We start from the raw sequence: 26,202 nt of genomic DNA, 5'->3' as shown, positions 1-26,202 counted from the left end.
GAGCCCATTGCGCCCCCGATGAAGTAGCCGACCATATAGACCGTGTTGATACGGCTACGCGCTTCGGGCTTTAACGCGTAGATGCGCGATTGGTTCGAGATCTGCGCGGCTTGCACGCCGATGTCGAGAATGACGACGCCCAACACAAGCCCGACGAGACTCGCCTTGGACAGCCCAAAGACGACGAACGAGAGAGCGACAAGTACGATCGACAGCGTGATGACGGCGCGCGGCCCGCGCTTGTCGGCAGATCGTCCGGCAAGCGGTGCGGCGAGTGCCCCCGCCGCGCCGACAATGCCGAAAAGCCCCGCCGCCTGTGGGCCGAGATGGAAGGGCGGTCCCGCCAGCAATAGCGTAAGGACCGACCAGAAGCCGCTGAATGCCGCGAAGAGCGCGGCTCCCGTCAGCGCCGCCTGCCGCAGTTCGGGCAGTTCGATGGCGAGATGCCACATCGACGCGAGCAGCTTGCCGTACGGTAGCGTGGAGGTCGGCTGGCTCTTCGGCAGCCGCAGGATGACGACGCCGGCGAGTGCCACGAGCGCCGCGATCGAGGCGCCAAAGACGGTGCGCCAGCCGAAGTGTTCCGCGATGAGGCCTGCGGCCGTGCGCGCAAGCAAGATTCCCAGCAGCAGGCCGCTCATGACCGTGCCGACGGCGCGCCCGCGCTCTTCAGGCGGCGCAAGTTCGGCTGCGAACGGAACGGCTTGCTGCGCAATGGTCGCCAGCACGCCCACGGCGAGGCTCGCCGCCGCCAGCGTCGCGAGCGTTGGTGCAAGGGCCGCGACGAGGAGCGCGAGCACGAGACCCGCCGTTTGCAGCAGGATAATCCGCCGGCGGTCGAACCGATCGCCAAGTGGCGCGAGGAACAGCATGCCGGCCGCATAGCCGAGCTGCGTCGAGGCGGGCACGACGCCGACCCAACCGGCTTGGGCCGGGTACGTTGCACGCAAGCTATCGAGCAGCGGCTGGTTGTAGTAGATGTTCGCCACCGAAACGCCCGCAACAGTCGAGAGCAGCAGCAAGGTGCCACGTGACAGGTGGGTGGGCGATTCGGTGGAGCGCGTAGCGGTGGGTTCTGCGGGGGAAGACACGATGGCTGTAAAGTCGGAATGCTTAGACGGCGGGGCAAGCGTCAGTCGATGAGCTTGCCGTTGGGTTCATAAAACGGGTAGGGTCCCGGCCCTTCGTCCACGTAGGCGTGATGGGTCACGAGCCCTGTGGCGGGGGCGTAGTAGTGTAAGGCGAACGCCGGAGGCTCGAGACGAAACGCCGAAGGGGCGTCGTCGCGCAGGTCGAGTGCGACCTGATGGGCCGGGGACGGCACAGTCGACGCGATGGTGCGCGCAAACCGCACGAACATGGGCCGATGAACGTGTCCACAGATCACGCGCTCGACGTTGTCATGGCGTTCTACGACAGTCTCGAGCCGTGCGGCCGAGGCCGGATCGAGCCGTTGCTGGTCCATGTGACCGATCCCCGAATCGAACGGCGGGTGATGGAGCGCGATGACGACGGGCATGCCGCGCGCCGCCTCGAGCTGCGCTTCGAGCCAGGCGAGGCGTGCATCGCACAGCGCGCCGCCGCTGTGCTGCGGCACTTGCGAGTCGAGCGCGAGCAGTCGCAGCGGACCGATATCGACGGCGTACTGCACAAACTCGCCCCCCGCGAAGAGCCACGGGTGATCGCCGAAAGCGTCGCGCAATGCGCCACGCTCGTCGTGGTTGCCGACGAGCAGGTAAAAGGGAATCTCGAGCGGAGCCAGTAGCGCGCGCAGGTGCAGGTACTCCTCTACGGTGCCGTGATCGACTAGGTCCCCCGTTATCACGACTGCATCAGGGCGCGGCACGCATGCGTTCAGCCGTGCGACACAGTGGGCCAGCGCCGCAGCCGTGTCGACACGCCGGTAAGCGAGCGCTCCGGGACGTTTGATGTGCAGATCGCTGATTTGGGCCAGCAGCATGAGCGGTTTCCTGGTTGTTTTGTCGTGTGATTGCCTAAGCAAAGCGAAACGGCGACCGCGGCCGGGGAGGATGACTCGGGTCGTCGACCTGAGCCCATCCGCACATCTCACGTCAGCACAATGAGCCCGTGTTCAGCGATTTCAATGCCGACTGCCTGACCCCGCGCGAGCTCGATGCGCCCTGCTGCGTCGATGATAAGCGCCTCGGGCGCCGCTCCGCTGACCGTTACTCGCGTGCGCTCGCCCAGAAAGACGACCCCGTCGACGATGCCGACGAGGCTTGCGTGATTCGGTTCGACGAGGCGCGCGTCCTCGGGGCGGAAGAAGATCTCGCCATCCCCGTTGCCGGCCAGCGCTTGCGGCACGCTCAGCGTGCCGCCCGTCGTCATGAGTGAGCCCAAGCGCCATTGTCCCGCGAGACGGTTGATCGTGCCTACGGTCTGCGCAACGTGCCGGTTGGCCGGCCGGTAATAGATGTCGCGCGGCGTGTCGATCTGCTCGATACGCCCGGCGCTCATGACGACGATGCGCTCGCCGAGTTCCATCGCCTCGGCTCGATCATGCGTGACATAGACCGTTGTTACGCCGAGCCCGCGCAACAGCGCGTTCATCTCCCGTCGCAGCGTATCGCGCAGACGCGCATCGAGTGCCGTGAGCGGCTCGTCGAGCAGCAGCACGCGCGGTTCACGCGCGAGCGCGCGAGCCAGCGCGACGCGTTGGCGCTGGCCGCCCGAAAGTTGATCGATCGGTTTGTCGCCGTGGGCGTCAAGCTGCATCATTGCAAGCAACTCGTCGACACGCCGGCGCGCGAGCGTGGGTTCGACCTTGGCGATCTTGAGGCTGTAGCCGACGTTCTGGCGGACGTTCAAATTCGGAAAGAGCGCGTCGCGCTGGAAAACCATGCCCACCTGCCGGCGTTCGATGGGCAAGTGCGTCACGTCATCTTCCCCGAACGAAACCGTGCCGCCCGCATCGGGCATCTCGAGCCCGGCGATAAGGCGCAGCGTCGTTGTCTTGCCGCAACCGGATGGCCCAAGGAGAACAAGCGTCTCGCCGGCACCGATCGTGAGATCGATCGGCTCGAGCACCCGCGTGCCGTGGAAAGTTTTGGCGCAGCGCGATAGCGCGATGGAAACAGGGCTGAGCTTCATGGCATCGGGAAATGAGGGCAGGCTTACGGGCGCGTCGTGCCGCTGGCGCCGCTGCGCAGTGCGCGGTGACCTTGCGAGTTCAAGCCGGGCCATTGCATCGCGACGAGCAGCGGCATCGTCATAGCGAAAAAGAGAATCGTGTACGCGCTGCCGAGTTCGATGCGCAGTGAAGCATAGGCGTCGGCAAGGCCCACGGGCAGTGTTTTCGTGAGGGGGGTATGCAGCATCCAGGTCAGATTGAATTCGCCGATCGATAGTGTGACGACTGAGAGCGCCCCCGCAAGGATTCCGGGCCGCAAATTCGGCAGCACGACGGTTGTAAAGCGCTGCCAGAAGGATGCACCGAGGCTCGCTGCACCTTCCTCGAGGGTCCGTAAATCGACACTTGCGGCTACGGCTGCCACGGCGCGCACCATGAACGGCAGCGTAAACACGACGTGGCCCGCGACGATGAACCCGATACTCATACGAAATGCCGTGAAGCTGCCGTAGACGACGATGAGTGCGAGTGCGGAGGCGAGTCCGGGCAGGGCGATCGGCAGCACGAGCAGGTCTTCGAGGAGACGCGCGATACGTGTTTTGCTGCGCGAGAGCGCGTAGCCCGCGGGAACGCCAGTTACCAGTGTGATGGCGAGCGTGGCGGCGGCGACTTCAAGCGAAACAAAGACGGACGCGTGATATTGGGTCCACACTTCGACAAGCCAACGCAGCGTGAGCCCGCTCGATAGGCCGCGCAAGTAGTTGACCGTCAGGCCGGCCATGACCGACATCCCGACGGGCAGGATCAGGAACGCGCACAGGGCCAACGTAATGACCCATTGGCCGAGCGCAACGAGACGCTGCGGCACGCCACGTCGCGCGATACGGCGCGTGCGCTGCTCGGTAGTGGGGCTGGCCTCGGCGACGACGCTCATGTTGCCCTCACGCCGTGCCCGCGGCGGCGGCCGTCGCGCTGCGTGCGAGGGCCAGCACGAGCCAGGTTACGAGGCCGAGCAGGATCGAGAGGCCCGCTGCCGTTGCCATGTTCGCATTGAGCGTGAACTCGGTGTAGATCGTCATCGGCAGCACATCGATGTCGGTCGCGAGCGTGAAAGCGGTACCGAAGGCACCCATTGACGTCGCAAAGCAGATGGCGCCGGCCGCGACGAGGCCCGGCGCAAGTCCGGGCAGCACAACGTCGCGCACGACCTGCGACGGTGAAGCGCCGAGCGAGCGCGCGGCTTCTTCGAGGGAGCGGTCGAGCTTCGCCGCCGACGCCATCACCGTGAGGATCACGCGCGGAATGGAAAAGTACAGGTAGCCTAGAAAAAGGCCCGCCATCGAATAGGCGAAGACCCATTTGTCGCCGGTCAGTTTTTGGGTGATCGCGCCGATCAAACCTTGCCGTCCCGCTAGCATGATGACCATGAATCCGACGACCACGCCCGGGAAGGCCAGTGGAAACGTGAGCAGAGCGACGAGGGTACGCTTGCCCGTGAATTCACGGCGCGCAAGGGGCAGCCCGGCGATGACAGAGAGCACGAGCGTGACGAGCGTGACGGCGGCCGAGAGAGCGACGGTCGCGCCGAGGCTGCTCAGGTAGCGGGTGTTGGTCAGGAGAGCACGATAGGTTTCAATGGGGTGTCCGTTGCTGCTCATGGCGACGAGCGTACCCATCGGCAGGAGCCAAAACGCGGCGAAGACAGCGAGCGCCGGTGCGATGAGCGCAATGCGCCAGCGCAAGGGAAAAGTGACGTCGTCCATAACGTAGGGGTTGTGAAGCGAAGCTTGCTAAGCGCAAGTAGGGCGGTAGCCGGCGAAAGCGGGTTGGGGGGCGAACTGCGTGGGCCACCGCGCGCCGGCTTGCTTTGGGGTGGCGTCAGCGCGTCAGTGCATGATCTTCAAATACGCCTGACCGAACTGCTGTTCCTGCGCTGCCATCTTGGCGAAATCCACCGATTTGGCGCGCGCGTACTCGCTTGCCGGCAGAAATCTTGAGGCGATCTCCTTGCTCATTGCGCTCGCGCGCACCGGACGCACGTAAGCGTTGGCCCATAGCTTTTGTGCTTCGTCGGACAGGGCGAAATCGAGCACCTTCCTGCCGTTCGCCTCGTGCGGCGCACCTTTGACGAGGCTCATGACGTAAGGCACGGAGATCGTGCCCTCCTTCGGAATGACAAACGCGACGTTCGCATGGTCTTCAAACTGAGCGCGATAGGCGTCGAAATCGTAGTCGATGAGTATCGGAATTTCCCCGGACAACACGCGCGCATAGGCCGTCTGCTTAGGCACGATCGGCGCGTTCTTTTTGAGCGCTTGAAACCATGCGAGCCCCGGCGCGAAATTCTCGAGCGTGCCGCCGAATGCCAGATTGACCGCAACCGCGCCCGCATAGCCAACAAAGGCGCTCGATGGATCGAGGTAGCCGATCATGCCTTTGTATTCGGGCTTGAGCAGATCGGCCCATGACATCGGCACCGGCTTACCCTCGAGTGCGTCCTTGTTGACGAAAAAGCCGAGGGTGCCTGAGTGAACCGCGAACCAGTAGCCTTGCGGGTCTTTTAGGCCGGCGGGGATTTCGTCCCAGTGCTTCGGCTTATAGGACTGGGTGACGCCCTTTTCCTTGGCGTGAATCGCCGACGAGACTCCGAGATAGGCGACGTCGGCGACGGGGCTCTTCTGCTCGGCGATGAGTTGCGCGATGGCCTGTCCCGAGTTCTTGTTGTCGGGGGGCACACAAATGCCGGTTGTTTGTGCAATTGCCTTGAGTTGGTTTCCCCAGTCGGCCCACTCTGGCGGACAGTTGTAGCAGATGGCGATTTCCTTGGCGTGGGAAAGGCCTGAGAACGGCAGCGCTACCGCGAGGGCGGCAACACCAGCGAAAATGAAGCGCATGAGCCGTGCGCGGACTGAAGAGGAGCGATATGTCACGTAAGCGTCTCCTGATCTCAAATAGGTTGGGCGAGGGCGTCGCGCGATTGCCGACGCATCGGAATCAGGCGGCAGACCTTGTCGACAGCGCTGACGCGGCAGCGCCCGGGAATGTGGCAACCGTGGCGCCCGCGCGCAACGTGTGCGGCAGCGTGAGCGAAAGCGATTCGCCGTCGTCGGCCCCTTCGATGCGCGCAATCAGGCGGCGCCAGGCGGCACAGCCGATCTCGCGGTTTGGGGTGCAAACGCTTGCGAGCGCGGGTGAGAGCAACTCGCCGATCGCCAGACCGTCGAAGCCGAGGATGGACATGTCCTCCGGCACGGCGTAGCGCGCCCGCCGCAAGCCGCGCATCACGACCATCGCGAGCAAATCGTTGCTGCAAAAGAGAGCGGTCGGCCGATTCGGTCCCGAGGTCAATTGCGCAAGCACCGCGGGCGAGAGCTCGTCGGCGTTGAAGTCGACTTCGAGCGCTGGCGTCGGCGTTAGCCCTGCTTGGTGCAGCGCCTGCGTGTAGCCGCGATAGCGCAGGCGAGCGCGATCCGACTCGGCGAGCGTGCCGGCCAGCATCATCACGCGCTCGTGGCCATGCTCGATCAGCATGCGCACGCCGTCGAACGCCGCGCGCTGGTTGTCGACCGATACCGAAGGGCGACGCACCGTATCGTTGTGCATGAGGACGTAGAGGTTGCCGTCGCGCTCGAGCTCGTCCAGCAGCGGATGCGTGTCCGCATCGGCGACCGTCAGGATAAGCCCGTCGACGCGTTGCTCGAGCAGTGTCTCGATCGCGCGGCGCTCGCGCGCCGCATCGTATTGCGTCGTCATCAGCATCAGCCGATAGCCTTGACTCGCGGCCAGTTCGTCGATGCCCTGCAGGCAATCCGCGAACACCGGGTTGGCCAGCGTCGGCAGCACGACGCCGATGAGGCGCGTACGCTCGCCGCGCAACTGGCGGCCCAATGGGCTCGGGCGAAACTGCAAGGCATCGATCGCCTCGCGAATCTTGGCGAGCGTGACGCGATTGACCGTATGTGGCGCATTGATCGCGCGCGAGACCGTTGCGATGGAAAAGCCGGCGTAAGCGGCGACATCCTTGATGGTATGTTTCATCGCTGTCCTTACAGCCCCGGTTGTGATGAATGAAAACGTTTACTACGCCCACGAGTATCGCGGCGAATTATGACTGACACATGACCTTTTGCCCACATTCTGGTCTGATAGATTAGCTGCCTGCGACTTGGCGTCGGCACTTGCGCTAGGCATAATCAGACCGATTCCGGGGGGCGGAAGCGGGTTCCTTTCGCCCTTATTTTTTTTCACTTTTAAAAAGGATCGACGCGTGAGCCTTTGGTTTCTGGTCTTTCTCAGCGTGCTACAGGGCGTGACTGAGCTCTTTCCTGTCAGCAGTCTTGGGCATACGTTGCTTGGACCGGCGCTGATCGGGATGCATGTGGACAAGCATGCGCCGCAATTGATCCCGTTCCTCGTGGCCTTGCATCTTGGGACGGCGATCGCGTTGCTCTGGTATTTCAGACGGCGCTGGACCGAATTGGTGAAGGGCTGGTTCGGCACGCTCGCGGGGCGGCGCAGTGACGAAGGGCACATGATGTGGGCGCTCATTATCGGCACGATTCCGGCAGGCCTTGTCGGTCTTGTGTTGGAAAAGCGGCTCGAGCGGGTCTTTCATGATTTGCGTATCGTGGCGCTTGCCTTGATTGTGAACGGCCTGCTGCTGTGGATGGGCGACCGTATACAGCGAGCACGCGCGCACCGACCAACAGAGAAACTGACGTTCAAGCAGGCGTTCCTGGTCGGGCTTGCGCAGATCGGTGCGCTCGTGCCGGGCTTCTCGCGCAGCGGGCTTACCATGATCGCGGGCAATGCCGCCGGCCTCACGGCGCAAAGCGCGGCAGAGTTCTCATTTTTGCTCGGCACGCCGATCATCTTCGCCGCTGGCGTGCTTGAATTGCCGAAGCTCTTTCACGCGCCCGGTCAGCTTGCCGATGCGCTGCTCGGCGGGGTGCTGACCGCGATTGCTGCCTACTTGAGCGTGCGATTCCTCATGCGCTACTTCGAGGGGCGGGGCCGCTTGGCGGCGTTCGGTCTCTATTGCGTCGTCGCTGGTGCGCTTTGCCTGGGCTGGTTCATGACGCACCCGCAACCTGTTTGACGACAACGGCGAGTTGTCGATTCACGTGGCGCTTAGGCAGACGATTGACTGGGCGGCTCGGCCGGATCGGTTATAATTCTGGTCCCCCGGAGCGCTTCTTCTGAGGCCTGCGGGGCGCCGTACAATGTCTGCGCTGCCTCCCCATAGTTCAATGGATAGAACACGGGTCTTCTAAACCTGAAATCGAGGTTCAATTCCTCGTGGGGGGGCCATTGATCTTGCCAGCGTTTCCCAAGGTCGTCCAAAAGCCCCGCCCTATCAAGGCTGCCGGCCTTTCGTATCATTAAAGTCTCCCGTCATCGCGCGCGAATGGCACGATGCTCAGACGTGGAAGCCAAGCCATGCCGACAACGTAATGGGCCTGCTCGAGAAGGATCTGCTCCCGAGGCCTACACCGGCCGCGGGCTTACGTCTTCCGCCACGCATCACCCTCCCGCCACAGCGTAGCCCCGACGCTCGTCAGCAGCGAGATTTCATCTTTGCTGAGGCCATCCCACTTCTCAGCCAACCAGCCAGCGAAACCTGCAACGATCTCGTCGAGGTCGAAAGAGTGCTCCTTCACGTTCGCTCGCTCAAACACTGTCAACACTTCATCGGGTGTCATACCAATCTCCTGCTGATCAACCGGGATTCGGCGGAAAAATCGATGCGGCCGCGGGATATCAAGCCAGCGAGGTTGGGATAGTTATGGATTGGCGCGGACTGCCTCTGTGAGCAGTCGCCGGAAGTTGACATAGATCAAACGAGATTTTGCAGCGCCATCGTAGGATCGGTGTTGCCATGCTTTCGCCGTTCCACTTCCCCCTCACCTCCAAGCAGGCAAAGGATGTGTCATGACAGGCCTGTTAGGCGAAATCCTGCCGGAAATCATCGCGTCCTGCCTGCTTGCGTTCGGCATCCTCGCGATGGGAGTGTCGATCGTCTGCGCCACGACCGGCTGTGTGATGGCCGTATGCGAGCGACGGAGGAAAAAGAAGTGACAGCCGGGGTTCTTCAAGGCATTAGCGCTGCCGGTCACGCCTCCTAGCCCGCCCTCGGCGGCGCGTCAATCTTCCCTTCCTAAAACTCCACCTCCGCCAACGCAAGCAGGATCTTCAAGTCTCGAGTCGCCACGGTTGACGATTCCCAGTCTGCAGCTTCCGCATCGGCAATCGCCATTCTGATGCGGTGAAGGGCGGATTCGAGTTCGGTCATTGATCCCTCCTAGCCTCAATGGCCGCGTTGCTCAATCATACAACCGCAAGCTCGCGATGCCTGCCCAGCGCCGCAGCGATCGTACCGATCTTGGTAGCATCCCCAACATCCACAATCCGATGCTTAGGACATGCGATCAGTGTGCGATCACCCGTTCGCATCAAGGCGAGACTTTCTCCCAGCCCGGTCCGGGGTCGAAAGACATCATCGCGCGTGCAGTGGCCGCGCTGTCAGGACCCAGGTCGCGCTGGTACACCTGCCCCGCGTGGCTCACCATGAAGCTCTTGATCCCTGTCTCTCCGTATCGCACCGGCCATGCGATCACGGCGAAGCCGCCGAAAAGCTGGCCGTCCACGACATAGTTGTATGCCCCACCCGGCGCGTGCGGACCCTGCGACGTGAGAAGCTTGTAGTGATAACCCTGGTAGCCGGCACCTTCCACCCGGCGCGAACTCGCCTTGACGAACGCGTCGCCAAGCGGGCTCGGCGGCTCGTCCGGTTTCGTCGGCCAGTACAGGCCGTCCCGCTTGCCAGGTGAACTCGCTAGCTTCGACGCATACGCCATCAGCCCGTCGGAATTGTGGTCGGTCGACGCGTATTCGCGTTGCGCGTCATAGATCGCGAGCATGGTCTGGATCGTGGCTAGCTCATTGCGGCCGATTCGGCGAACGCGCATTTCCTCGGCGCCCGCACGCATATCGAAGTGCCATCCTTGTGCGGATCTCACGAGCGGAATGGGAAGCGTCCAACCGTCATTGCCCACCGCAATGCGCGCATGGTTGGCATCGATCGTTTGCACCGTGTGCGACACGCCCCACTCATCGACGAAGCGATTCCGCACCTCGGTGTCGACCGGCGGAATCAGCTCGCGAAAATTCTGGCCGAAAATCGCTTGCAGCGCCGCTTCACGATTGTCGAGGACCGCTTCTCCGAATGCATCCATCGCAGCTTCGGGAGACCTAAAGTTCTTTTCCGCATGAGCAGCCGACAGGGTGGCAGCACACAGCGCACCGACAATGACAGCCGCGCGCATCACACCGCCCGCCGAGATCCATGCAAATCGCAACGATCGCTTCAGCTTCATTCTCGCGCCCCCTAGCGTCTGCCGCCGCGTCCGCCGCCGCCGCCCCGCATTCCGCCGCTCGTTCGGTTTGATCCGGAGGATTGCAAGCTGGACCGTCCCCGATCGGCGTCACGCTGCGCGGCATTGCCCGCGCCGACGCCCTGGAATGCGTTGTCGCGCCCATTGCCGCCGTAACCGCCGCCCCGGTCGCTCGCGCGTGTGGCATCGCCGCCGCCGACTCGGTTCCCCGCCGCAGTCCGGTCCGCGTTCGCCGCGCGATTGCCTGTGTCCGTCCGATTGGCCGTTGCGGCGCGATTGCCTGTGTCTGCCCGATTGGCCGTTGCGGCGCGATTGTTTGCGTCTGCCCGATTGGCCGTTGCGGCGCGATTGCCTGCGTCCGCCCGGTTTGCCGTTGTCGCACGGTTGTTCGCGCCAGCTCGGTCTGCCGCCGCGACTCGCTGGTTCGCATCGGCATTGCGGCCGCGGTACTCAGAGCGCGCTTCAGCGCCAGGCACGTTCCCCGCGAATTTCTGACGCGTCGAGTCGTCACGATACGCGACGCCCTGGCGATGGCTCGCGTTATGTTGCCAGCGATTGCCGTTGGCTTGAACCTGGGTACGGTTGAAGTTGCGATCGATATTCGCCGCCTTGTTCACATTGATGTTGACGTCGCCGCGGCCCCAGTTGCAATTGCTAAAAATCGCGCCCGCAGCGGCGAGGCCAACCCCCCATGCAAAGCCGGTGGCCAGTGCTGCCCCCGGATAGTAGGCGGGATAGGGCGGCCAATAATACGGCGGATAGGTCGGATAGCTCCACGCGCCATAGACGACAGTCGGGTTATAGGCCGGCACGTAGATGACCTGCGGATCGGCGGGCTCGATGCGCACGATGGTCTGGGTGGGTGGGGGCGGCGCGCCAGGTGCGGGTGCGGGCGCCGGGTCGACGATAACGTTCTGCTGCTTGTTCGACTCGAGATTGCCCGCGCTCTTTGCGCGTGCGCGCAGCCGCTGCACTGCCGCCATCACGTCTTTTTCTTGTGCGAGAAAGGCGTCGCCGAGCTTTTGCGTCCAGTCGAGCTTGTCGTTCATCGGCTCAAGGATCTGCGGAAAGGCGACCAGCGACTTCACGCTGACGTCCCACGGTTCATTCTCGACGGCCTTCACCGCGGCATCGCCCTTCACGTTCGGATTGGCCTTGACCCAGCGCGCGGCATGCACAATTTCCAGCGGGTAGGTTGAAGCCATCAGGACTTGCGCGAGCACGGAGTCCGGGTAAAGGGCGATCGGCGCGACCAGCGCTTCAATCTCCTCCGGTGTAAACGGTGCAGGCTGGGACTCAGTGGGAGCGGGATTTTGCGTCGAATCTGGAGCTGGCGTTTGGGCCCAGACGATGCCTGCTGCCAACGTCAATACGATGAACAGCCAGATGGGTAGGGCTTTGGACCGACGGTCGTTACGTAAGGGCATGGCCGCTCCATGTTGCGGCGTCAACTCAATTTGATGTTAGGACATTCACTGCGCTTTGGTGACGCACTTATCAGGTGTCCAAGCGCCATGCCATGCGCGAAGGCTTTACTTGAGCGATTCCTTGGGTTCCATGTCGGTGGTGGCGGTGGTGAGTCGTCGTCATTTCTTCAATGCGATCGAAGCCGCACGTGTCATAAGGCCAAGGTCCGATTCCTTTTCTGAAGGAATCAGGTAACCATGCCTGCGTAAGCAGTCAGGGTGGCCGCTGGTGCGCGGGTCGACGGGGACGCCAAGTTGATGAACTTGCTTCTTATCTTTATTCCGATAGCGATTGCGCTGAAAGTCCTCGCTCCGCATCAGTTCCTTTTCATTTTCATCGCCTCCTCCCTGGCCATCCTGCCCCTTGCCGCGTGGATGGGCCAAGCCACTGAGCACTTGGCGGAGCGCATGGGCGAAGGAGTGGGGGGACTTCTCAATGCGACTTTCGGCAACGCGGCCGAACTGATCATTGCATTTTCCGCATTGCATGCTGGCCTCCATCAGGTTGTGGAAGCGTCCATCATCGGTTCGGTGGTCGCGAACATGTTGCTGGTGCTGGGCGCTTCAATGTTGGCCGGGGGGATACGCTATCACGAGCAGCAATTCAATCCGCTCGGCGCGCGTTCGCAAGCGACGATGTTGATGCTCGCGGCCGTCGCGCTGATTCTTCCGGCCGCTTTCGAAAGTGCAGCGGGCACCACATCAGCGATGCTTCACAGACTCAGCGTCTCAGTTTGCGTCGTACTCCTTCTCGTCTATGTGCTGTACCTGGTGTTCTCCTTGGTCACGCATCCTGGGGAGTTTCGCAGTGCTGTTACGCACGAGAGCGGCGTCCCCGAAAAAGTCGAAGGAAAGGCAGCTCACTCGGTAAGCCGGGCGCTAGCGGTACTGGCAGCGGCCACTGTCGGCGTTGCATGGATGAGCGAGATCATGGTGGGCGCGATCGAACCCATGGTGCATGAGTTCGGCTTCAGCACCGTTTTCGTCGGCGCCTTCGTGGTCGCGATACTAGGAAACGCAGCCGAGCATGCGACGGCGATCACCGCAGCATTGAAGAATAGGTTGGATTTGTCGTTTTCCATTGCAGTTGGCTCGAGCGTGCAAGTCGCGCTTTTTGTGGCGCCCGTCCTCATCATTGCGAGCCACTTTATCGGCCCGAGGCCGATGGATCTGGCATTTCGCCCCGGCCTTATCCTGATCGTGATCTTGTCGGTGCTGGTCACAGCGCAGATATCGAGCGATGGCCGTTCCGATTGGTTCAAGGGCACACAGCTCCTAGTCGTTTATTTCGCCCTGGCTATCACCTTTTTCTTCTTGCCGGGCTAGCGTGCGCGCGGGTCATCTCGATCAGTGGGGTTCTGGAGTTGAGGGAGGCGAGGAGCAATCATTCGGATTTATCTGATTGCTGTGGATCACGTTGCTGCGATATGTCTTCGTCTGTTGCGAAAACAGGTGAGGAACATGAAACGGTACTTGCTCAAGATGGGCGACAAGTCATCTGCTGGCGGCCTAATTATCGAGGGGGTTGCAAGCTGCACGCATGATGGAACAGCACTGACCTTCATTGGTGCTCGTGTTGCGTGCCCAACATGCCAATCGACGGGTGCCATCGTCGCTACAGGTCCGCGTTGGCCCGACCAGATGATGGGGAAGGAACAGGCTCTTGATAGCGACTTGTGCCTGTGCAAGTGCGATCCCCCTCCCGTGATGATCGCGTCTCAAACCCATAGCTTCCATAGCTTCGAGTCGCACAATCCGGCAGACATGGGCTATGGGGCGGCTGGTCAATCTCTCACTGAACGGTAAGTGCCAGACAAATAAGGGGGACTTTGTCGTTCTTCAAGCGCAAAAGCCTGGGCAGGAGCGAGGTTTCATATTTTCATTTTATGCGTCAGCTTGACGGGCATTCGCTCCATCCCATCCTGTCGCCCACATGTAGGTTTTCGCGCATTCTCTCGAAGCCTATGACTATCTGCGCAACAAGTATCACGGATCGGTGAAATGATTCCCGTCATTACTTTTGAGTGCACGCGCCGAACAGGACATAAACATGCTCGCGGTTCGAAAGCGTTGCCGTGAGGGCGCCGCTCGTCGAATCGAGCGCGATAGTCCACGCATAACCCATCTCTGTGCCCTGCAGTAGCAACTGCGTCGCGTTCTTATCGATCAACTGAATCGGTGTAGAGCGGGAAGATCCCTGGATGGTCTTTTTAGCGACGTCCACTCTTAAAAATTGCGGCAAGCCGATCTCTGAAGGCAGTGCGCGCTCGCAAGTCTCGCCGGGATCGCACGAGTGCGCATCGAAGGTGGCGCAAAGAAGTGGCGTACTGCCGTCGAAGTCCGCGGCTGAGCCCAATGCCGGCAATAGCGTGCAAGCAACGGTGCATACGATTACTTTCAGTGCTCTCTTCACGTCGTCACCTCCCGTTGCACGCAAGCGTTGCAATATCGGTTGATGATGCAATCCGCCGCAATCGACTATCCAATGGCGATGGCACCGACGCTATTGGACCTTGGTCCTATAGCGTGGACTCCACGGGTGAATTAGTTTCGTTTCGGTACGGGGCACGAGTGTTTTGACATGCGGCGTGCGGTGTGTAAGCAAGCCGACCCGTTGATACTTCGATGATTTCGATATTTCGCCGTTCGGACAATGAAGGCCCTGTGCCTGATGCACGATTATCCATGACATGAATTGGGCATTGTCCTTAGGCAGTGGGGCGCCGCTCGATGAGGAAGTCGGAAACTCGTATTGCTATCGCACTATTTGGCGCCGTCATCTGGCTTGGTGGTCTTTATGCTGCAGTTCTTGGGCTGATCTATGATCATCAAACAGAATTTGGGTATGGTGTATTTGGCGTTTCAGTTGGCGTCGCAATACTTGTGATCGCACTTAACCGTAGCGACAGCTCCTGAATGACGAATACGGAACCGAACCGATTCGGGGCTGCTGCACATTTGCCAGGCTACGCTCCTCCGGCCTCCCGCCCCGTAGAACAACGTCAACCGTGTAGTGAACCGAACGTCCATCCATCGGCGAACGGCTTTGTCGATCCCTCAGTTCAATGCGCAGAATGGCCTAGCTCCCAGGACGAAAAATAGGGTCGACGCTGTCTTAATTTTTTCCAGACGTCGGTAATTTCACATTGTTATTAGTATTCTGAATGGTCGGTGAAAATCAAATTTCGTTCCGAAATATCGTGCTAAGGAATGGTTGGGGTTTTGGGTATTATTTGCCGTAATTTGCATTACGACATTCGGCGATTTTCATTTAAAGTCGTGGCCGATCGGAGGTGCTGGCTGTTGTCGGCCCGCTGAACCGTGCGGCGGCCACATTCTTTGCTAAAGACTGTCCGGTGATGACGCCACCAAATTCAAGATCAGTGACTATTATCAATAACGATCGCCTCTCTTTGAGTGGGAGCCCAGATTAAAAAGAACTATGATGTGTGATCGGTAATCAGTTGACCCGGTCCGGGGCAATAAGGGAGCCGCTTGCGTCACCCGGCGCGACCGTACAAGGTGAAGCCTTGATCGTTGCAAGCGCCAATGCGGTTTGCGCAACGGAGGTTGCTCAGAGCCATGCCAATGAGAACTCGTCAACACGTCGCTTTCGCATTCAACCTGATTTGTCAGTGGTGGAGGCTCCGGTCGTCTCCCCGTACGACGCCCTTGGCGTTCAACGCTGTGCCGAATTTGGGGCTTGACGGTCAATTTGCCCTATACCAACAGAGCTTGCAGAAAAAGCACCACCACGCGGGGAATGCAACGGCGGCGAATCTACAGCCAACCGGGATCGCAGGCAGTCAAAATGAAGCGGCGCGTGTCAGGAAAATCGGTAAGCGTTTAAATCTTGTTGGAATGTTACGGCGGCAAAAACGCACCACGCTTGAAGTGCTCGACGTGGTGCCCGTCGCCTTGTTAGGCATCGATCAGCGTGACGCAAAAGTAATCTATGCCAATCCTCAAGCGGCCGAGTTGTTCGGCTGCGAATGCGCAAAGCTGATCGGAGAATTTGCAAGCGCGCTTTTTCCTGAGTTGCATCACGAAGGCGGATTCGGTTTGGCGGAAATGTTCCAAGCCGACCATCGAATCTCCACGACGCATGTGCAGCGAACGGTGATCGCCAGTCGTAGCAGCAAAAGTGCGCTTTCGGTGGCTGTCACGACGAGCCTGCTATGGCTCGACGGTGCATCTGTGTGCCTGGCGGCGATTGTCGACAAGAGCGACCGGTACGCGCTTCACCATAACTTTAATGAATTGACGCATCTGACCCGCGTATCCGCGTTGGGCGGATTGGCGGGTTCCCTGGCGCACGAACTCAATCAGCCGTTGACGGCGATCCTCAGTAACGCACAAGCCACGCAACGATTTCTCGATGCGGAGGTCGTCGACCATGCCGAAGTACAGGACACGCTTAAGGACATCGTGGCGGACAGCTGTCGCGCCGGGGACATCATAAAAAAGATCCGGGCACTTGTGCGCAAGAGCGACATCGAGCGGCAATCGGTCGATATGGGCGGCGTCGTTCGCGATGCCGCCGTGTTAGTTCATAGCGATGCGATCATGCGCAACATCCGAATCCGCCTCGACATCGCCAACGATCTGCCGCGCGTTCGGGGCGATAGGGTGCAATTGCAACAAGTCGTACTGAATCTGCTGCTTAACAGCTTTGACGCCATGCATGATGCCGCACCTGCGGACCGCGTCGTCACGTTAAAGGTTTCAACGCAGACAGACGGCGCGGTGCGCCTCTTGGCGAAAGACCATGGCCATGGCCTCACGCCCGATCAGATCGAACAGGTCTTTGAACCGTTTTTTACCTCGAAGCCACACGGGTTGGGCCTCGGGCTGTCGATTTGCCGCACGATTATTGCTGCACACGGTGGTCGCATCTGGGTTGAAAGCAATCCGGATGTTGGCGCGTCGTTCTTCGTCAATTTGCCAACCGAAGACGCAGCGGGGATAAACCCGAGCGCCCCTAACCATGAGCGACCCTAACTCCCTCGTGTTCATCGTCGATGATGACGACCACGTGCGACGCGCGCTGTCGAGGCTCGTACGATCCGCCGGGTACCGCGTGGAGGCCTTTCAGTCTGCGAGTGCATTTCTCGGCGGTGCGGATCTTTCGGCTCGTCCCGCATGCTTGGTGCTGGATCTCGAATTGCCGGACAAAAGCGGGCTCGAACTGCAACGGGAATTGAACGCGGTGCTGCTGCCGATCATCTTCATCACAGGGCATGGCGACATCGAGACGACGGTCGATGCCATGAAGGCCGGCGCGGCGGACTTCCTGGCGAAGCCAGTGTGTGAAAGTGTTTTGCTGGAAGCATTGGAACGCGCGCTCGTGCGTTCCTCGCAGGTTTTCCAGCAAGCGTGCGAAGTCGCCAGGCTGCGCGAGCGTGTTGATCGCCTGACGCCGAGAGAGCGCGAAGTCTTGGCGCTCGTGGTCACGGGCCGACTCAACAAGCAAGTGGCCGATGACTTGGGAATCGCCGAGAAGACAATCAAGATTCATCGCGCACGGGTCATGGAGAAACTTGAAGCCAGTTCGCTCGTCGACCTGGTTCGCATTGCCGACAAGGCCGGCATCAACGTGCCGGGTCACCGTGTTTAGCCATTGCGGCCCGAGTGGGGCCCGAGTGCGGCCCGTGCGGCTCGCTCAGGTGACACCGACCAAAGTCTTATATCGCCGCTAACGAAGGCATGTTAGCGTGGGCTCAGCGACTCATATATCCAAAGGGCTTCTCGCAATGCCTAACGCCAAGCCGTTCGTTGCGGTTGTGGACGACGATGAATCGGTTGGACGGGCGCTCAAGCGTGTGCTGCGCACGGCAGGCATTCCCGCGGATGCGTTCCTGAGCGGCGATGACTTTGTCAGCACACTCGCGTCCATGCCGTCGTATCGACCCGATTGCGCCATCGTCGACGTCCAGATGCCGGGCTTGAGTGGCCTTGACGTACTCAAGAGCGTCGTCGGGCAGATGCCGGTCATTCTCATCACCGCTTACGAGGACGCCGACACGCGCGAGCGCGCACTGGCTGCTGGCGCCGTTGACTATTTGCGTAAGCCGTTCAATAGCTCTGCGTTGATTCAGGCTGTGCTCCACGCATTAGGGCATTGATCCGGCTCACTGACCCAACGCGCTGTGCGAGCGGCATATGGGACCAAAGTCTCATTGTCGTCTGTGCGTCATGTCATCACACTTAGCCGTGGGTTTGCAGCGCAAAAAGACTGCGCGGGTCGATCGGTGACGCCGCATTCGATGTAAGCATCTGCGCGCGCGAGCATGTTCAACACGACAAGCAGCTGAGTGCGATGCGAGGTGGGACATGAACAGGTTGCATTCGCAATGGAGTTGGGCAGGGCAGGTGCCTTACGGTCGCGCTACCGTCAGCAAAGCCGCCGCGCGCTGTTTCGTTGGAGCCGTCATCGCCACACTCGCGGTTCCCGTGCTCCCACAACAGGCACCCATCTACTACCCGGCAAAGGGCCAAAGCGCACAACAGCAGCAGGCCGACATGGCCGCATGCGGGTCGTGGGCCACGCAAACCACCGGTGTCGATCCGGTGGCACTCGCCAATCGCTCGGCTAACCAGCCGCCGCCTCAAGGACAGTCCGGCGAGCGTCTCAGGGGGGCGGCGCGAGGCGCCGCAGGCGGAGCCGCGATCGGTGCCATCGCGGGCGACGCGGGAAAGGGCGCAGCCATAGGTGCCGTGACCGGCACGGTCGTAGGGGGCGCGCGGCAACGGCGCCAGCAGGAATCCGCCAGCCAGCAAACGCAGGCGATGAACCAGGACACCTCGAACCAGCTTGCTACTTATCACCGCGCTGTCACCGCCTGCATGAACGGTAGGGGATACACGAGTCAATAGCCCGTACGCCGATGCGCATGGAGGGAGGTCATGAAAAGCCAGTCGTCAGGATGCATCGGCTTGCTGGCAGTGATTTGTCGCCTGACATCGTTTGACGGTCGTTTGTTCGCCGTACTCCTCTTCGCGGGCCTGTTGCTCGTTGCGGGGTGCAAGAAGCAGCAGGCTGCGCCTCAGCCAGCGGGGGCGGAAGTGACGGTTATGACGGTAAGCCAACAGGACACGCCTGTCGATTTTGAATTTACGGCTCAAACCCAAAGCTCCCGAGAAGTGGAAATTCGTGCGCGTATCGACGGCTTTCTCGATAAACGCACGTACATCGAAGGTCAGATGGTGCAGACGGGACAGACGTTGTTTCTGATGGACAGAAAGCCGTTCGAAGCGGCTCTGCAGACGGCCAAGGGCGAGCTGGCCTTGCAGCAAGCCCGCCTGACGGTGGCGAGAGCGAACCTTGCACGAGTGCGGCCGCTGGCGAAGTACAACGCTTTGAGCCAAAAGGATCTTGACGATGCAATTGGCAACGACCAGCAGGCGGGCGCGGCGGTCGTGTCCGCTCAAGGAAAAGTGCAGACAGCAGAACTCAACCTCAGCTACACCGTCATCAAATCTCCGCTGCGTGGGCTGTCGAGCTTTGCCCGCCAACAGGATGGCAGTTATGTCACGGCCACTGGGTCGGGGCTGCTCACTTATGTGTATCAAGTCGACCCGATGTGGGTGAACTTCAGCGTTTCTGAAAACGAGTTGCTTCAGTACCGTAACGAGGTTGCTCGAAAACAGCTCCGTTTTCCTCCAAATAACGACTTCACGGTCACGCTCATACTCGCCGATGGCTCGATTTATCCGGAGCAAGGTCACATCGATTTCACGAATCCAGCATTCAGCTCGTCGACGGGGACGTTCCTTGTCCGTGCATCGTTCGGCAATCCGGACGGCACATTACGACCGAATCAATTCGTGCGAGCGCGTGTATCGGGCGCCATTCGCCCGAATGCCGTACTGGTCCCGCAGCGGGCTGTATTGCAGGGATCGAAGAGCCACTATGTCTGGACCGTGGACAAGGATTCCAAGGCACACCAGCAAGTGGTCGAAGTCGGCGAGTGGCACGGTGACAATTGGTTCATCCAAGAAGGCTTGAGGGCGGGCGACCGGGTCGTCGTCGACGGGGCGGTTCGCGTGGTGGGAGACGCGCCGGTCAAGATCATCGGTACGGTAGGGGCGAAGCCCGCAGCGGCATCGGCGGCAGACGCGAGCACATCGCCTGCGGTAAAGCAGCCGGCGACGCCTGAGCGAACGGCACTGCGCGAAGGCGGTACCGGCGCGCAGCGGGGAGGGCCGTCCCGATGAACATTTCACATTTTTGCATCGACCGGCCGATCTTCGCATCGGTCATTTCGATCGTCATTACGTTGGGTGGTGCACTGGCGATGCTGGCGTTGCCGATCGCCCAGTACCCGGACATCACTCCGCCGCAAATCACGGTGACAGCCACTTATCCGGGTGCGAACGCAGAAGTGGTCGCCAACAACGTCGCGGCTCCGCTCGAGCAACAGATCAACGGCGCCGACCACATGATCTATATGAACTCGTCGAGCTCGTCGACGGGAAACTTGACCATCAACGCTTATTTCGAAATCGGCACCAACCCGGATCTGGCTCAAGTCGATGTTCAAAACCGCGTGAACCTTGCGCTTCCTCAAGTGCCGCAGTCAGTGCAGGCTCAAGGTATTCAGGTGCAAAAGAAGTCGTCGGCGTTCATGATGGTGATCGCGGTCTATTCGCCTACTGAGCGCTATGACCCCATCTATATCGCCAACTACACGAACATCTATGTCCTGGATGCGATCAAGCGCATAGGGGGCGCGAATCAGTCCTCGATCTTCGGCACGCCGGACTACGCGATGCGCATTTGGCTGAAGCCGGATCGCATGGCTCAACTTGGTGTGACGGCGGGAGACGTTCAGCATGCCGTCGCGAACCAGAATCAGCAGTTTGCCGTTGGCCGCATTGGGCAGTCTCCGACAGGTGTCCCGGTCGAGCAATCATTTGCGGTTACGACGATGGGAAGGCTCGCCGAGCCATCGGAGTTTGACGACATCATCATTCGAGCCGCGAGCCAAGGCTCGGCGATCGTCCATCTCAGGGATATCGGTCGTGCCGAACTGGGGCAAAAGGACTATTCGATTCGCAGCCGGTACCAGGGCAAACCGGCGACAGTGCTCGCGGTCTACCAGCAACCCGGTGCAAACGCGATTCAAGTATCGAAACAGGTTCGAGCCACGCTGGCGGAGTTGAAGAAGTCATTTCCAGACGGTCTCGATTACGCAATCGCGATGGACACGACAGAGTTCACGCGTGCATCGATTACGGATGTCGTACACACGTTTTTCGAAGCGCTGGTGCTGGTCGTCATCGTCGTGTTCTTGTTTCTGCAAAGCCTTCGCGCAACATTGATCCCGGTTCTGGCTGTGCCTGTCTCGATTGTCGGCACGGCCATGTTCATGTTGCTGCTCGGTTTCTCGATCAACATGCTGACGCTGTTCGGGATGGTGCTTGCCATCGGGATAGTCGTCGACGACGCGATCGTCGTGATCGAAAACGTCGAGCGCAACATGACTGTTCACAACCTTCCGCCCAAGGAAGCCGCAAAGCGAGCAATGGATGAGGTGGCGGGGCCCGTTGTTGCGATCGTGCTTGTGTTGTGCGCGGTATTTGTGCCCGTGGCTTTTCTGGGCGGCATTACCGGGCAGATGTATAAGCAATTTGCGATCACGATCGCAATCTCGGTGGTCATCTCGGGCATCGTAGCGCTGACGCTATCTCCCAGTCTGGCCGCTTTGCTCCTCAAACACACCCACCACGAAAAGAATCGCTTTTTCAGGTGGTTTGAGCGTGTGTTGGCGAAAATGACGGACGGCTACGTGCACGGGGTTGTCTTTGTCATCAGGCGGTACATCATTGCCTTGCTGGTTTTCGGCGGCATCATCGCACTTTCGGTTTTGATGATGAAAGCCATCCCGCGTTCGTTCCTGCCGCCGGAGGATCAAGGCTACCTGCTTGGCGCGATCATGTTGCCCGATGCTGCAAGTCTCGACCGTACCGGAGATGTGTCGAGACAGGTGGGCGAGTACTTCATGAAGCAACCGGGCGTCGGCGGCATCGCGGTGGTGGACGGCTACAGCCTGCTTGACAGTCAGAACAAGAACAACGCCGGCGCATTTTTCGTCGGCTTGAAGAGCTTCGACGATCGTTACGCGTCCGACAACATCGCCACTCAAAATTCCCGCGCCATTCTGACGAACGCATATAAGAATTTATCGGCGCTCAATCAAGGGATCGTTCTTCCAGTCAACCCGCCATCGATTCCAGGGCTCGGTACCACAGGCGGCATCGAGGCGTGGGTGCAAAGCACGGGGGATGCCAGCATCACTCAGCTTGCGGGTGTCGTGCAGGAATTTGTCGAGAAAGCCAAGCAACGGCCAGAGTTGGCCGGTGTGACCTCGACTTTCAACGCGTCTTCTCAGCAACTTTTCGTGCACGTAGATCGCGACAAGTCAGAGGTGCTCGGCGTTCCGATAGAGGAGGTATATAGCGCGATGCAAACGATGTTCGGTTCGCTCTACGTATCGCAGTTCAACCGGCTAAGTCGCCTTTGGCAGGTGATCCTGCAAGCGGATCCCCCTTACCGGCTCAGGCCTCAAGACCTCGATCGGATCTTCGTGCGCAGCAAGGCCGACACCATGGTGCCGCTGAAATCGGTCGTGACGTATAGCTACGTGAGAGGCCCCGATCTAGTGACGCGCTTCAACAATTTTCCTGCCGTCAAGATCACCGCCAACGCGGCTCCGGGCTACAGCTCGGGCCAGGCGATCAATGCCCTCGAGGAGATCGGCGCCCAGATGCCGTCGAATTTTGCGTTGGCGTGGAGCGGTGAAGCCTATGAAGAGCGCCAATCGGGAGGCACCTCGGGCCTCGTGTTCGTGTTCGGTCTCATCATGGTGTTCCTGATTCTTGCTGCCCAGTACGAGAAGTGGTCACTGCCGATCGGCGTGCTCATGGCCGTGCCGTTTGCATTGTTTGGCGCATTGCTGTCCATTCTCCTGCGTGGTCTCAGTAATGACGTCTATTTTCAGATCGGGCTGACGATGCTCGTGGCACTGGCGGCGAAAAATGCCATCCTGATCTTTGAATTTGCGGTCATCAATCGCGAAGGCGGGGCATCGGTCTTCGATGCGACCATCATCGCGGCCAAAGAGCGATTGCGCCCAATCATCATGACGTCGCTGGCATTCATTCTCGGTTGTGTGCCGCTTGCGATTGCGGTGGGGGCGTCCGCAAACAGTCGTCATTCGATCGGCACAGGGGTGATCGGCGGGATGCTGGGCGCGACCGTGATTGCGGTGTTCTTCATCCCGATGTTTTATTACCTGCTCGAGTCGATGTCTTCCCGCTCGCGCGGGGGCAAGCCGACACCAGGCCCCGGCCCCACCCAGCCAATGGTCCCGCCGGCATCCGCGGGCGGCTCGGGGATCAACGTCAAGCCTTCGGGGCGCCGCAATGACGCGTGACATGCTGCCCACAGCGATTGCGCGCTCTGTTGCACCGTTCGCGGTCCTGATGTTGGCGGGCTGCCTGCTCGGCCCTGACTACGTCAGGCCGAAAGTCGACATACCGGAAAAGTACCGTTTCGAGGACATGTCCGTGAATGAGGCTGCTGACAAGGCATGGTGGAAGCAGTTTCAGGATCCGGTGCTTGACAACCTGATCGCGACTGCGCTCGCGGATAACAAGGACCTCATGGTTGCGGCGGCGCGTGTTGAAGAGTTTCGCGGGCAGTTCATCAGCACGCGCTCCGCGTTATTTCCGCAACTCAGTGCGGGATTCGATCCGTCCCGCCAGCGTGCGTCGGGGAGCACGCCGGTGCCCTTTCCGGCCGGGGGGCTAACGTACAACCAATTCCAGGCGGATATTTCCGCGTTTTGGAATATCGACCTCTTCGGTCAGTATCGGCGCCAAACCGAAGCGGCGCGCGCGGGCCTACTGGCGAGCGAGGAGGCGCGTCGTGCCACGATTGTGACGTTGGTGGCAGCGGTCGCTTCGTCCTACATCAACTTGCGCAGTCTCGATCAGCAGCTCGACATCGCAAAGTCGACCGCGGCTAGCCGTGCCGAATCTGTCAATGTGTTCACGCTGCGCTTCAAGTACGGCGAGGTCTCTCAAATGGAACTCGCGCAGAGCGAGTCCGAATACCAGGCCGCGTTGGCGACCATCCCGCAGGTTGAAGCTCAGGTCGCACAGCAAGAGGATGCACTTTCCGTATTGCTGGGCCGCAACCCGGAACCCATCGCTCGCGGGCGAAGCCTGTCCGAGCTCGGCATCCCCGAACTGCCAAGCACCAGCCTACCGGCGGCTTTGCTTGATAACAGACCGGATTTACGTCAGGCGGAAGAGAATCTGGTCGCCCAAAACGCGCTTGTCGGCGCCGCTCGCGCGCTGTACTTCCCGACGATTTCATTGTCGGGGCTGTTCGGCACCATGAGTGCACAGTTTTCCAATATGTTCACCGGGCCTGCTCGCGTGTGGTCATACGCCGGAGCGGTCTCAATACCGATCTTCACAGGCGGCAACATCACGGGACAGAATCGCCAGGCAGACGCAAGGCGACTGGAGGCGCTGTTTGCTTACGAAAAGGCTATTGAACAGGCGTACCAGCAGGTCGCCGATGCATTCATCGTGCTGCAGAAGTCGCGAGAACAGCTGCAAGCGCAGGGCAAGCAGGTAGACGCGCTCGTCATCTATGCGCGATTGGCAAGAATGCGTTATGAGGGCGGTTACACGAGCTATATCGACGTCCTGGACTCGGAGCGCAGTCTGTTCAATGCGCAGCTCACCTACGCGCAGCTGAAGGGAACAACCCTGACTGCGATGGTCAACCTGTATGTGGCATTGGGTGGGCCGTGGGTCGGCAAGGCGGAAACGATGACGGCGCCGCCGCAGGAAGCGGCTAGCCGTCCGTCGGTGCAGCAGGCCCAACCCGTTGCGCGGGCGACGCCATGAATCACGACACCCCGAACGGACACGCGCCGATCGCCTGCCACGAATGCGACTTGCTGCAACGGCAAGCGAGCGTCCCGCTAGGGGGCGTCCTGCGGTGCAGACGCTGCAAGGCGGAGCTATACCGTAATCATCCTCACAGCCTCGATCGCTCATTGGCCCTCGCGCTCGCGTCGCTCGTGCTGCTCGTCGTGTCCAATGTTTTTCCGATCGTAGGCCTCTCTGTGAACGGCACGGTCGTCCAGACGACGCTAATCGGGGCGGTGCGCATCCTGTATCTCGACGGCATGTGGCCGCTGGCGGCGCTCGTATTCATTACGACGGTCCTCGTTCCCGTACTGCAAGTTGCGGCCCTACTGTGGATGCTGGTGCCGCTGCGTCTTGGCCACGTACCGTGGGCGGTGCCATCGGCATTTCGCTTGTGGCGTCGTACCGTCCCTTGGGGAATGACCGAGGTGCTGATCCTCGGTCTCCTGGTGGCCCTCGTGAAGCTGGCTCATATCGCGAGCGTCGTGCTCGACGTATCCCTATGGACATTCGGTGCGCTGATGGTCGTTCTGGCCGCCGCGAGTGCGGCGTTCGATACCCGAAAACTATGGGCGCGCATTGCGGACTTGCGCGCGACCGGTGAATCCGACGGCTTGCCACTCTCCATGCCGCACGGTGCCGTCACAGCCGCGCAAGCGGGACTCGTGTCATGTCATGCCTGTGGGTTGGTCGCGCGCATGCCCGCCCACGCTCACGATGTCGTTTGTCCTCGTTGCGGCTCCCCGATGCACACGCGCGTGCCCAATAGTCTGTCCCAAACATGGGCGCTGATATTCGCCGCAGCACTCCTCTACATTCCGGCAAACGTACTGCCCGTCATGTACACGAGTTCGCTGTTCGGGGCGCAGAAGGACACGATCCTGAGCGGGGTTGTCTACTTGTGGGTTTCCGGTTCCGAACCGCTCGCCATCGTCGTTTTCATCGCGAGCATCGCCGTGCCCATGCTGAAGATCCTCGCGCTCAGCTATCTGGCGATATCCGTGCAGTTTCACCGTTTTCATTGGCCATTCATGCAGCGCGCACGCATCTACCGCGTCGTCGAGTTCGTCGGACGTTGGTCGATGCTCGATATTTACGTGATCACGATGTTGGTTGCCCTGGTGCAGTTTCGAGCGCTGGCGACCATTAAAGCCGGACCCGCTGCGATTGCGTTTGGGGCTGTCGTCGTCCTGACGATGTTCGCTGCGCTGAAGTTCGACCCTCGTCTGATCTGGGACGCCATGGAGGACGATCGTGCCCGAAAATGAACGTAAGAGCGAGTCTGACGAGTTGCCGGAAG

At 60.5% G+C, this 26,202-nt stretch carries 25 protein-coding genes and 1 tRNA gene; 14 read left to right on the top strand and 12 right to left on the bottom strand.

The annotated features are described in order from the left end of the window. The 7 genes from VL598_RS16670 to VL598_RS16640 form a co-directional block, all read right to left on the bottom strand. On the bottom strand, positions 1 to 1,091 hold a 1,091-nt coding region (locus tag VL598_RS16670), incomplete at its 3' end, for an MFS transporter (RefSeq protein ID WP_325327831.1). Between the two features lie 41 nt (positions 1,092 to 1,132). Then, the gene (locus VL598_RS16665; protein WP_325327830.1) at positions 1,133 to 1,960 is read right to left on the bottom strand and encodes a phosphodiesterase; all 828 of its coding nucleotides are present in this window, start codon (positions 1,958 to 1,960) and stop codon (positions 1,133 to 1,135) included. 107 nt (positions 1,961 to 2,067) lie between these two features. After that, on the bottom strand, positions 2,068 to 3,111 hold the full coding sequence (locus VL598_RS16660) for an ABC transporter ATP-binding protein (protein ID WP_325327829.1): 1,044 nt from the start codon (positions 3,109 to 3,111) through the stop codon (positions 2,068 to 2,070). A gap of 23 nt (positions 3,112 to 3,134) precedes the next feature. Continuing rightward, complete coding sequence (locus tag VL598_RS16655; RefSeq protein ID WP_325327828.1) at positions 3,135 to 4,025, bottom strand: ABC transporter permease; 891 nt, start codon at positions 4,023 to 4,025, stop codon at positions 3,135 to 3,137. A gap of 7 nt (positions 4,026 to 4,032) precedes the next feature. After that, the gene (locus tag VL598_RS16650; protein WP_325327827.1) at positions 4,033 to 4,854 is read right to left on the bottom strand and encodes an ABC transporter permease; all 822 of its coding nucleotides are present in this window, start codon (positions 4,852 to 4,854) and stop codon (positions 4,033 to 4,035) included. 123 nt (positions 4,855 to 4,977) lie between these two features. After that, positions 4,978 to 5,985 (bottom strand): ABC transporter substrate-binding protein, encoded by a 1,008-nt coding sequence (locus VL598_RS16645; protein ID WP_325327826.1) that lies wholly within the window; start codon positions 5,983 to 5,985, stop codon positions 4,978 to 4,980. A 100-nt stretch (positions 5,986 to 6,085) separates the two neighbouring features. After that, positions 6,086 to 7,129 (bottom strand): substrate-binding domain-containing protein, encoded by a 1,044-nt coding sequence (locus VL598_RS16640; protein WP_325327825.1) that lies wholly within the window; start codon positions 7,127 to 7,129, stop codon positions 6,086 to 6,088. Between the two features lie 229 nt (positions 7,130 to 7,358). On the opposite strand from VL598_RS16640, the gene VL598_RS16635 reads away from it, so the two are divergent. Further along, positions 7,359 to 8,189, top strand: coding sequence for an undecaprenyl-diphosphate phosphatase (locus VL598_RS16635; RefSeq protein WP_325327824.1), 831 nt, complete (start codon positions 7,359 to 7,361; stop codon positions 8,187 to 8,189). Between the two features lie 137 nt (positions 8,190 to 8,326). Beyond that, positions 8,327 to 8,401 (top strand) — tRNA-Arg (locus tag VL598_RS16630). A 194-nt stretch (positions 8,402 to 8,595) separates the two neighbouring features. On the opposite strand, the gene VL598_RS16625 is transcribed toward VL598_RS16630, so the two are convergent. Next, positions 8,596 to 8,793 (bottom strand): hypothetical protein, encoded by a 198-nt coding sequence (locus tag VL598_RS16625; RefSeq protein ID WP_325327823.1) that lies wholly within the window; start codon positions 8,791 to 8,793, stop codon positions 8,596 to 8,598. A 229-nt stretch (positions 8,794 to 9,022) separates the two neighbouring features. Here VL598_RS16625 and VL598_RS16620 point away from each other — a divergent pair, with 229 nt between their 5' ends. Next, positions 9,023 to 9,169: a hypothetical protein gene (locus tag VL598_RS16620; RefSeq protein WP_325327822.1), complete on the top strand. Its 147-nt coding sequence runs from the start codon at positions 9,023 to 9,025 to the stop codon at positions 9,167 to 9,169. A 79-nt stretch (positions 9,170 to 9,248) separates the two neighbouring features. Here VL598_RS16620 and VL598_RS16615 read toward each other — a convergent pair whose 3' ends face one another. The 3 genes from VL598_RS16615 to VL598_RS16605 form a co-directional block, all read right to left on the bottom strand. Then, positions 9,249 to 9,383: a hypothetical protein gene (locus VL598_RS16615; RefSeq protein WP_325327821.1), complete on the bottom strand. Its 135-nt coding sequence runs from the start codon at positions 9,381 to 9,383 to the stop codon at positions 9,249 to 9,251. A gap of 160 nt (positions 9,384 to 9,543) precedes the next feature. Next, the gene (locus VL598_RS16610; RefSeq protein ID WP_325327833.1) at positions 9,544 to 10,416 is read right to left on the bottom strand and encodes a DUF2950 domain-containing protein; all 873 of its coding nucleotides are present in this window, start codon (positions 10,414 to 10,416) and stop codon (positions 9,544 to 9,546) included. Positions 10,417 to 10,478: 62 nt separating this feature from the next. Then, positions 10,479 to 11,912 (bottom strand): DUF3300 domain-containing protein, encoded by a 1,434-nt coding sequence (locus VL598_RS16605; protein WP_325327820.1) that lies wholly within the window; start codon positions 11,910 to 11,912, stop codon positions 10,479 to 10,481. 297 nt (positions 11,913 to 12,209) lie between these two features. On the opposite strand from VL598_RS16605, the gene cax reads away from it, so the two are divergent. Beyond that, a complete protein-coding gene (gene cax / locus VL598_RS16600; protein WP_325327819.1) occupies positions 12,210 to 13,277 on the top strand; it encodes a calcium/proton exchanger in 1,068 nt (355 codons plus the stop codon). A gap of 135 nt (positions 13,278 to 13,412) precedes the next feature. Next, on the top strand, positions 13,413 to 13,757 hold the full coding sequence (locus tag VL598_RS17040; RefSeq protein WP_414718739.1) for a PAAR domain-containing protein: 345 nt from the start codon (positions 13,413 to 13,415) through the stop codon (positions 13,755 to 13,757). 208 nt (positions 13,758 to 13,965) lie between these two features. Here VL598_RS17040 and VL598_RS16595 read toward each other — a convergent pair whose 3' ends face one another. Then, on the bottom strand, positions 13,966 to 14,364 hold the full coding sequence (locus VL598_RS16595; protein WP_325327818.1) for a hypothetical protein: 399 nt from the start codon (positions 14,362 to 14,364) through the stop codon (positions 13,966 to 13,968). A gap of 317 nt (positions 14,365 to 14,681) precedes the next feature. On the opposite strand from VL598_RS16595, the gene VL598_RS16590 reads away from it, so the two are divergent. The 9 genes from VL598_RS16590 to VL598_RS16550 all read left to right on the top strand — a co-directional run bounded on the left by VL598_RS16590 (position 14,682) and on the right by VL598_RS16550 (position 26,170). Next, entirely contained in the window at positions 14,682 to 14,867 is a 186-nt protein-coding gene (locus VL598_RS16590; protein ID WP_325327817.1) for a DUF2964 family protein, read from the top strand. A gap of 945 nt (positions 14,868 to 15,812) precedes the next feature. Then, positions 15,813 to 16,952 (top strand): sensor histidine kinase, encoded by a 1,140-nt coding sequence (locus VL598_RS16585; RefSeq protein ID WP_325327816.1) that lies wholly within the window; start codon positions 15,813 to 15,815, stop codon positions 16,950 to 16,952. Continuing rightward, entirely contained in the window at positions 16,939 to 17,568 is a 630-nt protein-coding gene (locus VL598_RS16580) for a response regulator transcription factor (RefSeq protein WP_325327815.1), read from the top strand. Before VL598_RS16585 ends, VL598_RS16580 begins: the two co-directional genes overlap by 14 nt. 136 nt (positions 17,569 to 17,704) lie before the next feature. Next, positions 17,705 to 18,076: a response regulator transcription factor gene (locus VL598_RS16575; RefSeq protein WP_325327814.1), complete on the top strand. Its 372-nt coding sequence runs from the start codon at positions 17,705 to 17,707 to the stop codon at positions 18,074 to 18,076. Between the two features lie 208 nt (positions 18,077 to 18,284). Continuing rightward, complete coding sequence (locus tag VL598_RS16570; RefSeq protein WP_325327813.1) at positions 18,285 to 18,827, top strand: glycine zipper family protein; 543 nt, start codon at positions 18,285 to 18,287, stop codon at positions 18,825 to 18,827. A gap of 30 nt (positions 18,828 to 18,857) precedes the next feature. Continuing rightward, positions 18,858 to 20,168, top strand: a complete 1,311-nt coding sequence (locus tag VL598_RS16565; protein WP_325327812.1) for an efflux RND transporter periplasmic adaptor subunit — start codon at positions 18,858 to 18,860, stop codon at positions 20,166 to 20,168. Beyond that, positions 20,165 to 23,389 carry a multidrug efflux RND transporter permease subunit gene (locus tag VL598_RS16560; RefSeq protein WP_325327811.1) on the top strand — a complete coding sequence of 1,075 codons (3,225 nt, stop codon included), beginning with the start codon at positions 20,165 to 20,167 and terminating at the stop codon, positions 23,387 to 23,389. Before VL598_RS16565 ends, VL598_RS16560 begins: the two co-directional genes overlap by 4 nt. A gap of 1 nt (position 23,390) precedes the next feature. Then, positions 23,391 to 24,878 carry an efflux transporter outer membrane subunit gene (locus tag VL598_RS16555; RefSeq protein WP_325327810.1) on the top strand — a complete coding sequence of 496 codons (1,488 nt, stop codon included), beginning with the start codon at positions 23,391 to 23,393 and terminating at the stop codon, positions 24,876 to 24,878. After that, a complete protein-coding gene (locus tag VL598_RS16550; RefSeq protein ID WP_325327809.1) occupies positions 24,875 to 26,170 on the top strand; it encodes a paraquat-inducible protein A in 1,296 nt (431 codons plus the stop codon). The genes VL598_RS16555 and VL598_RS16550 overlap by 4 nt, the downstream gene beginning before the upstream one ends. The last annotated feature ends 32 nt before the right edge of the window (positions 26,171 to 26,202 follow it).

The organism is Trinickia sp. (genome assembly GCF_035492435.1).
Lineage (GTDB): Bacteria > Pseudomonadota > Gammaproteobacteria > Burkholderiales > Burkholderiaceae > Trinickia.
The sequence above is the reverse complement of the archived record's forward strand: the minus strand, read 5'-3'. Positions and strand labels throughout refer to the sequence as shown.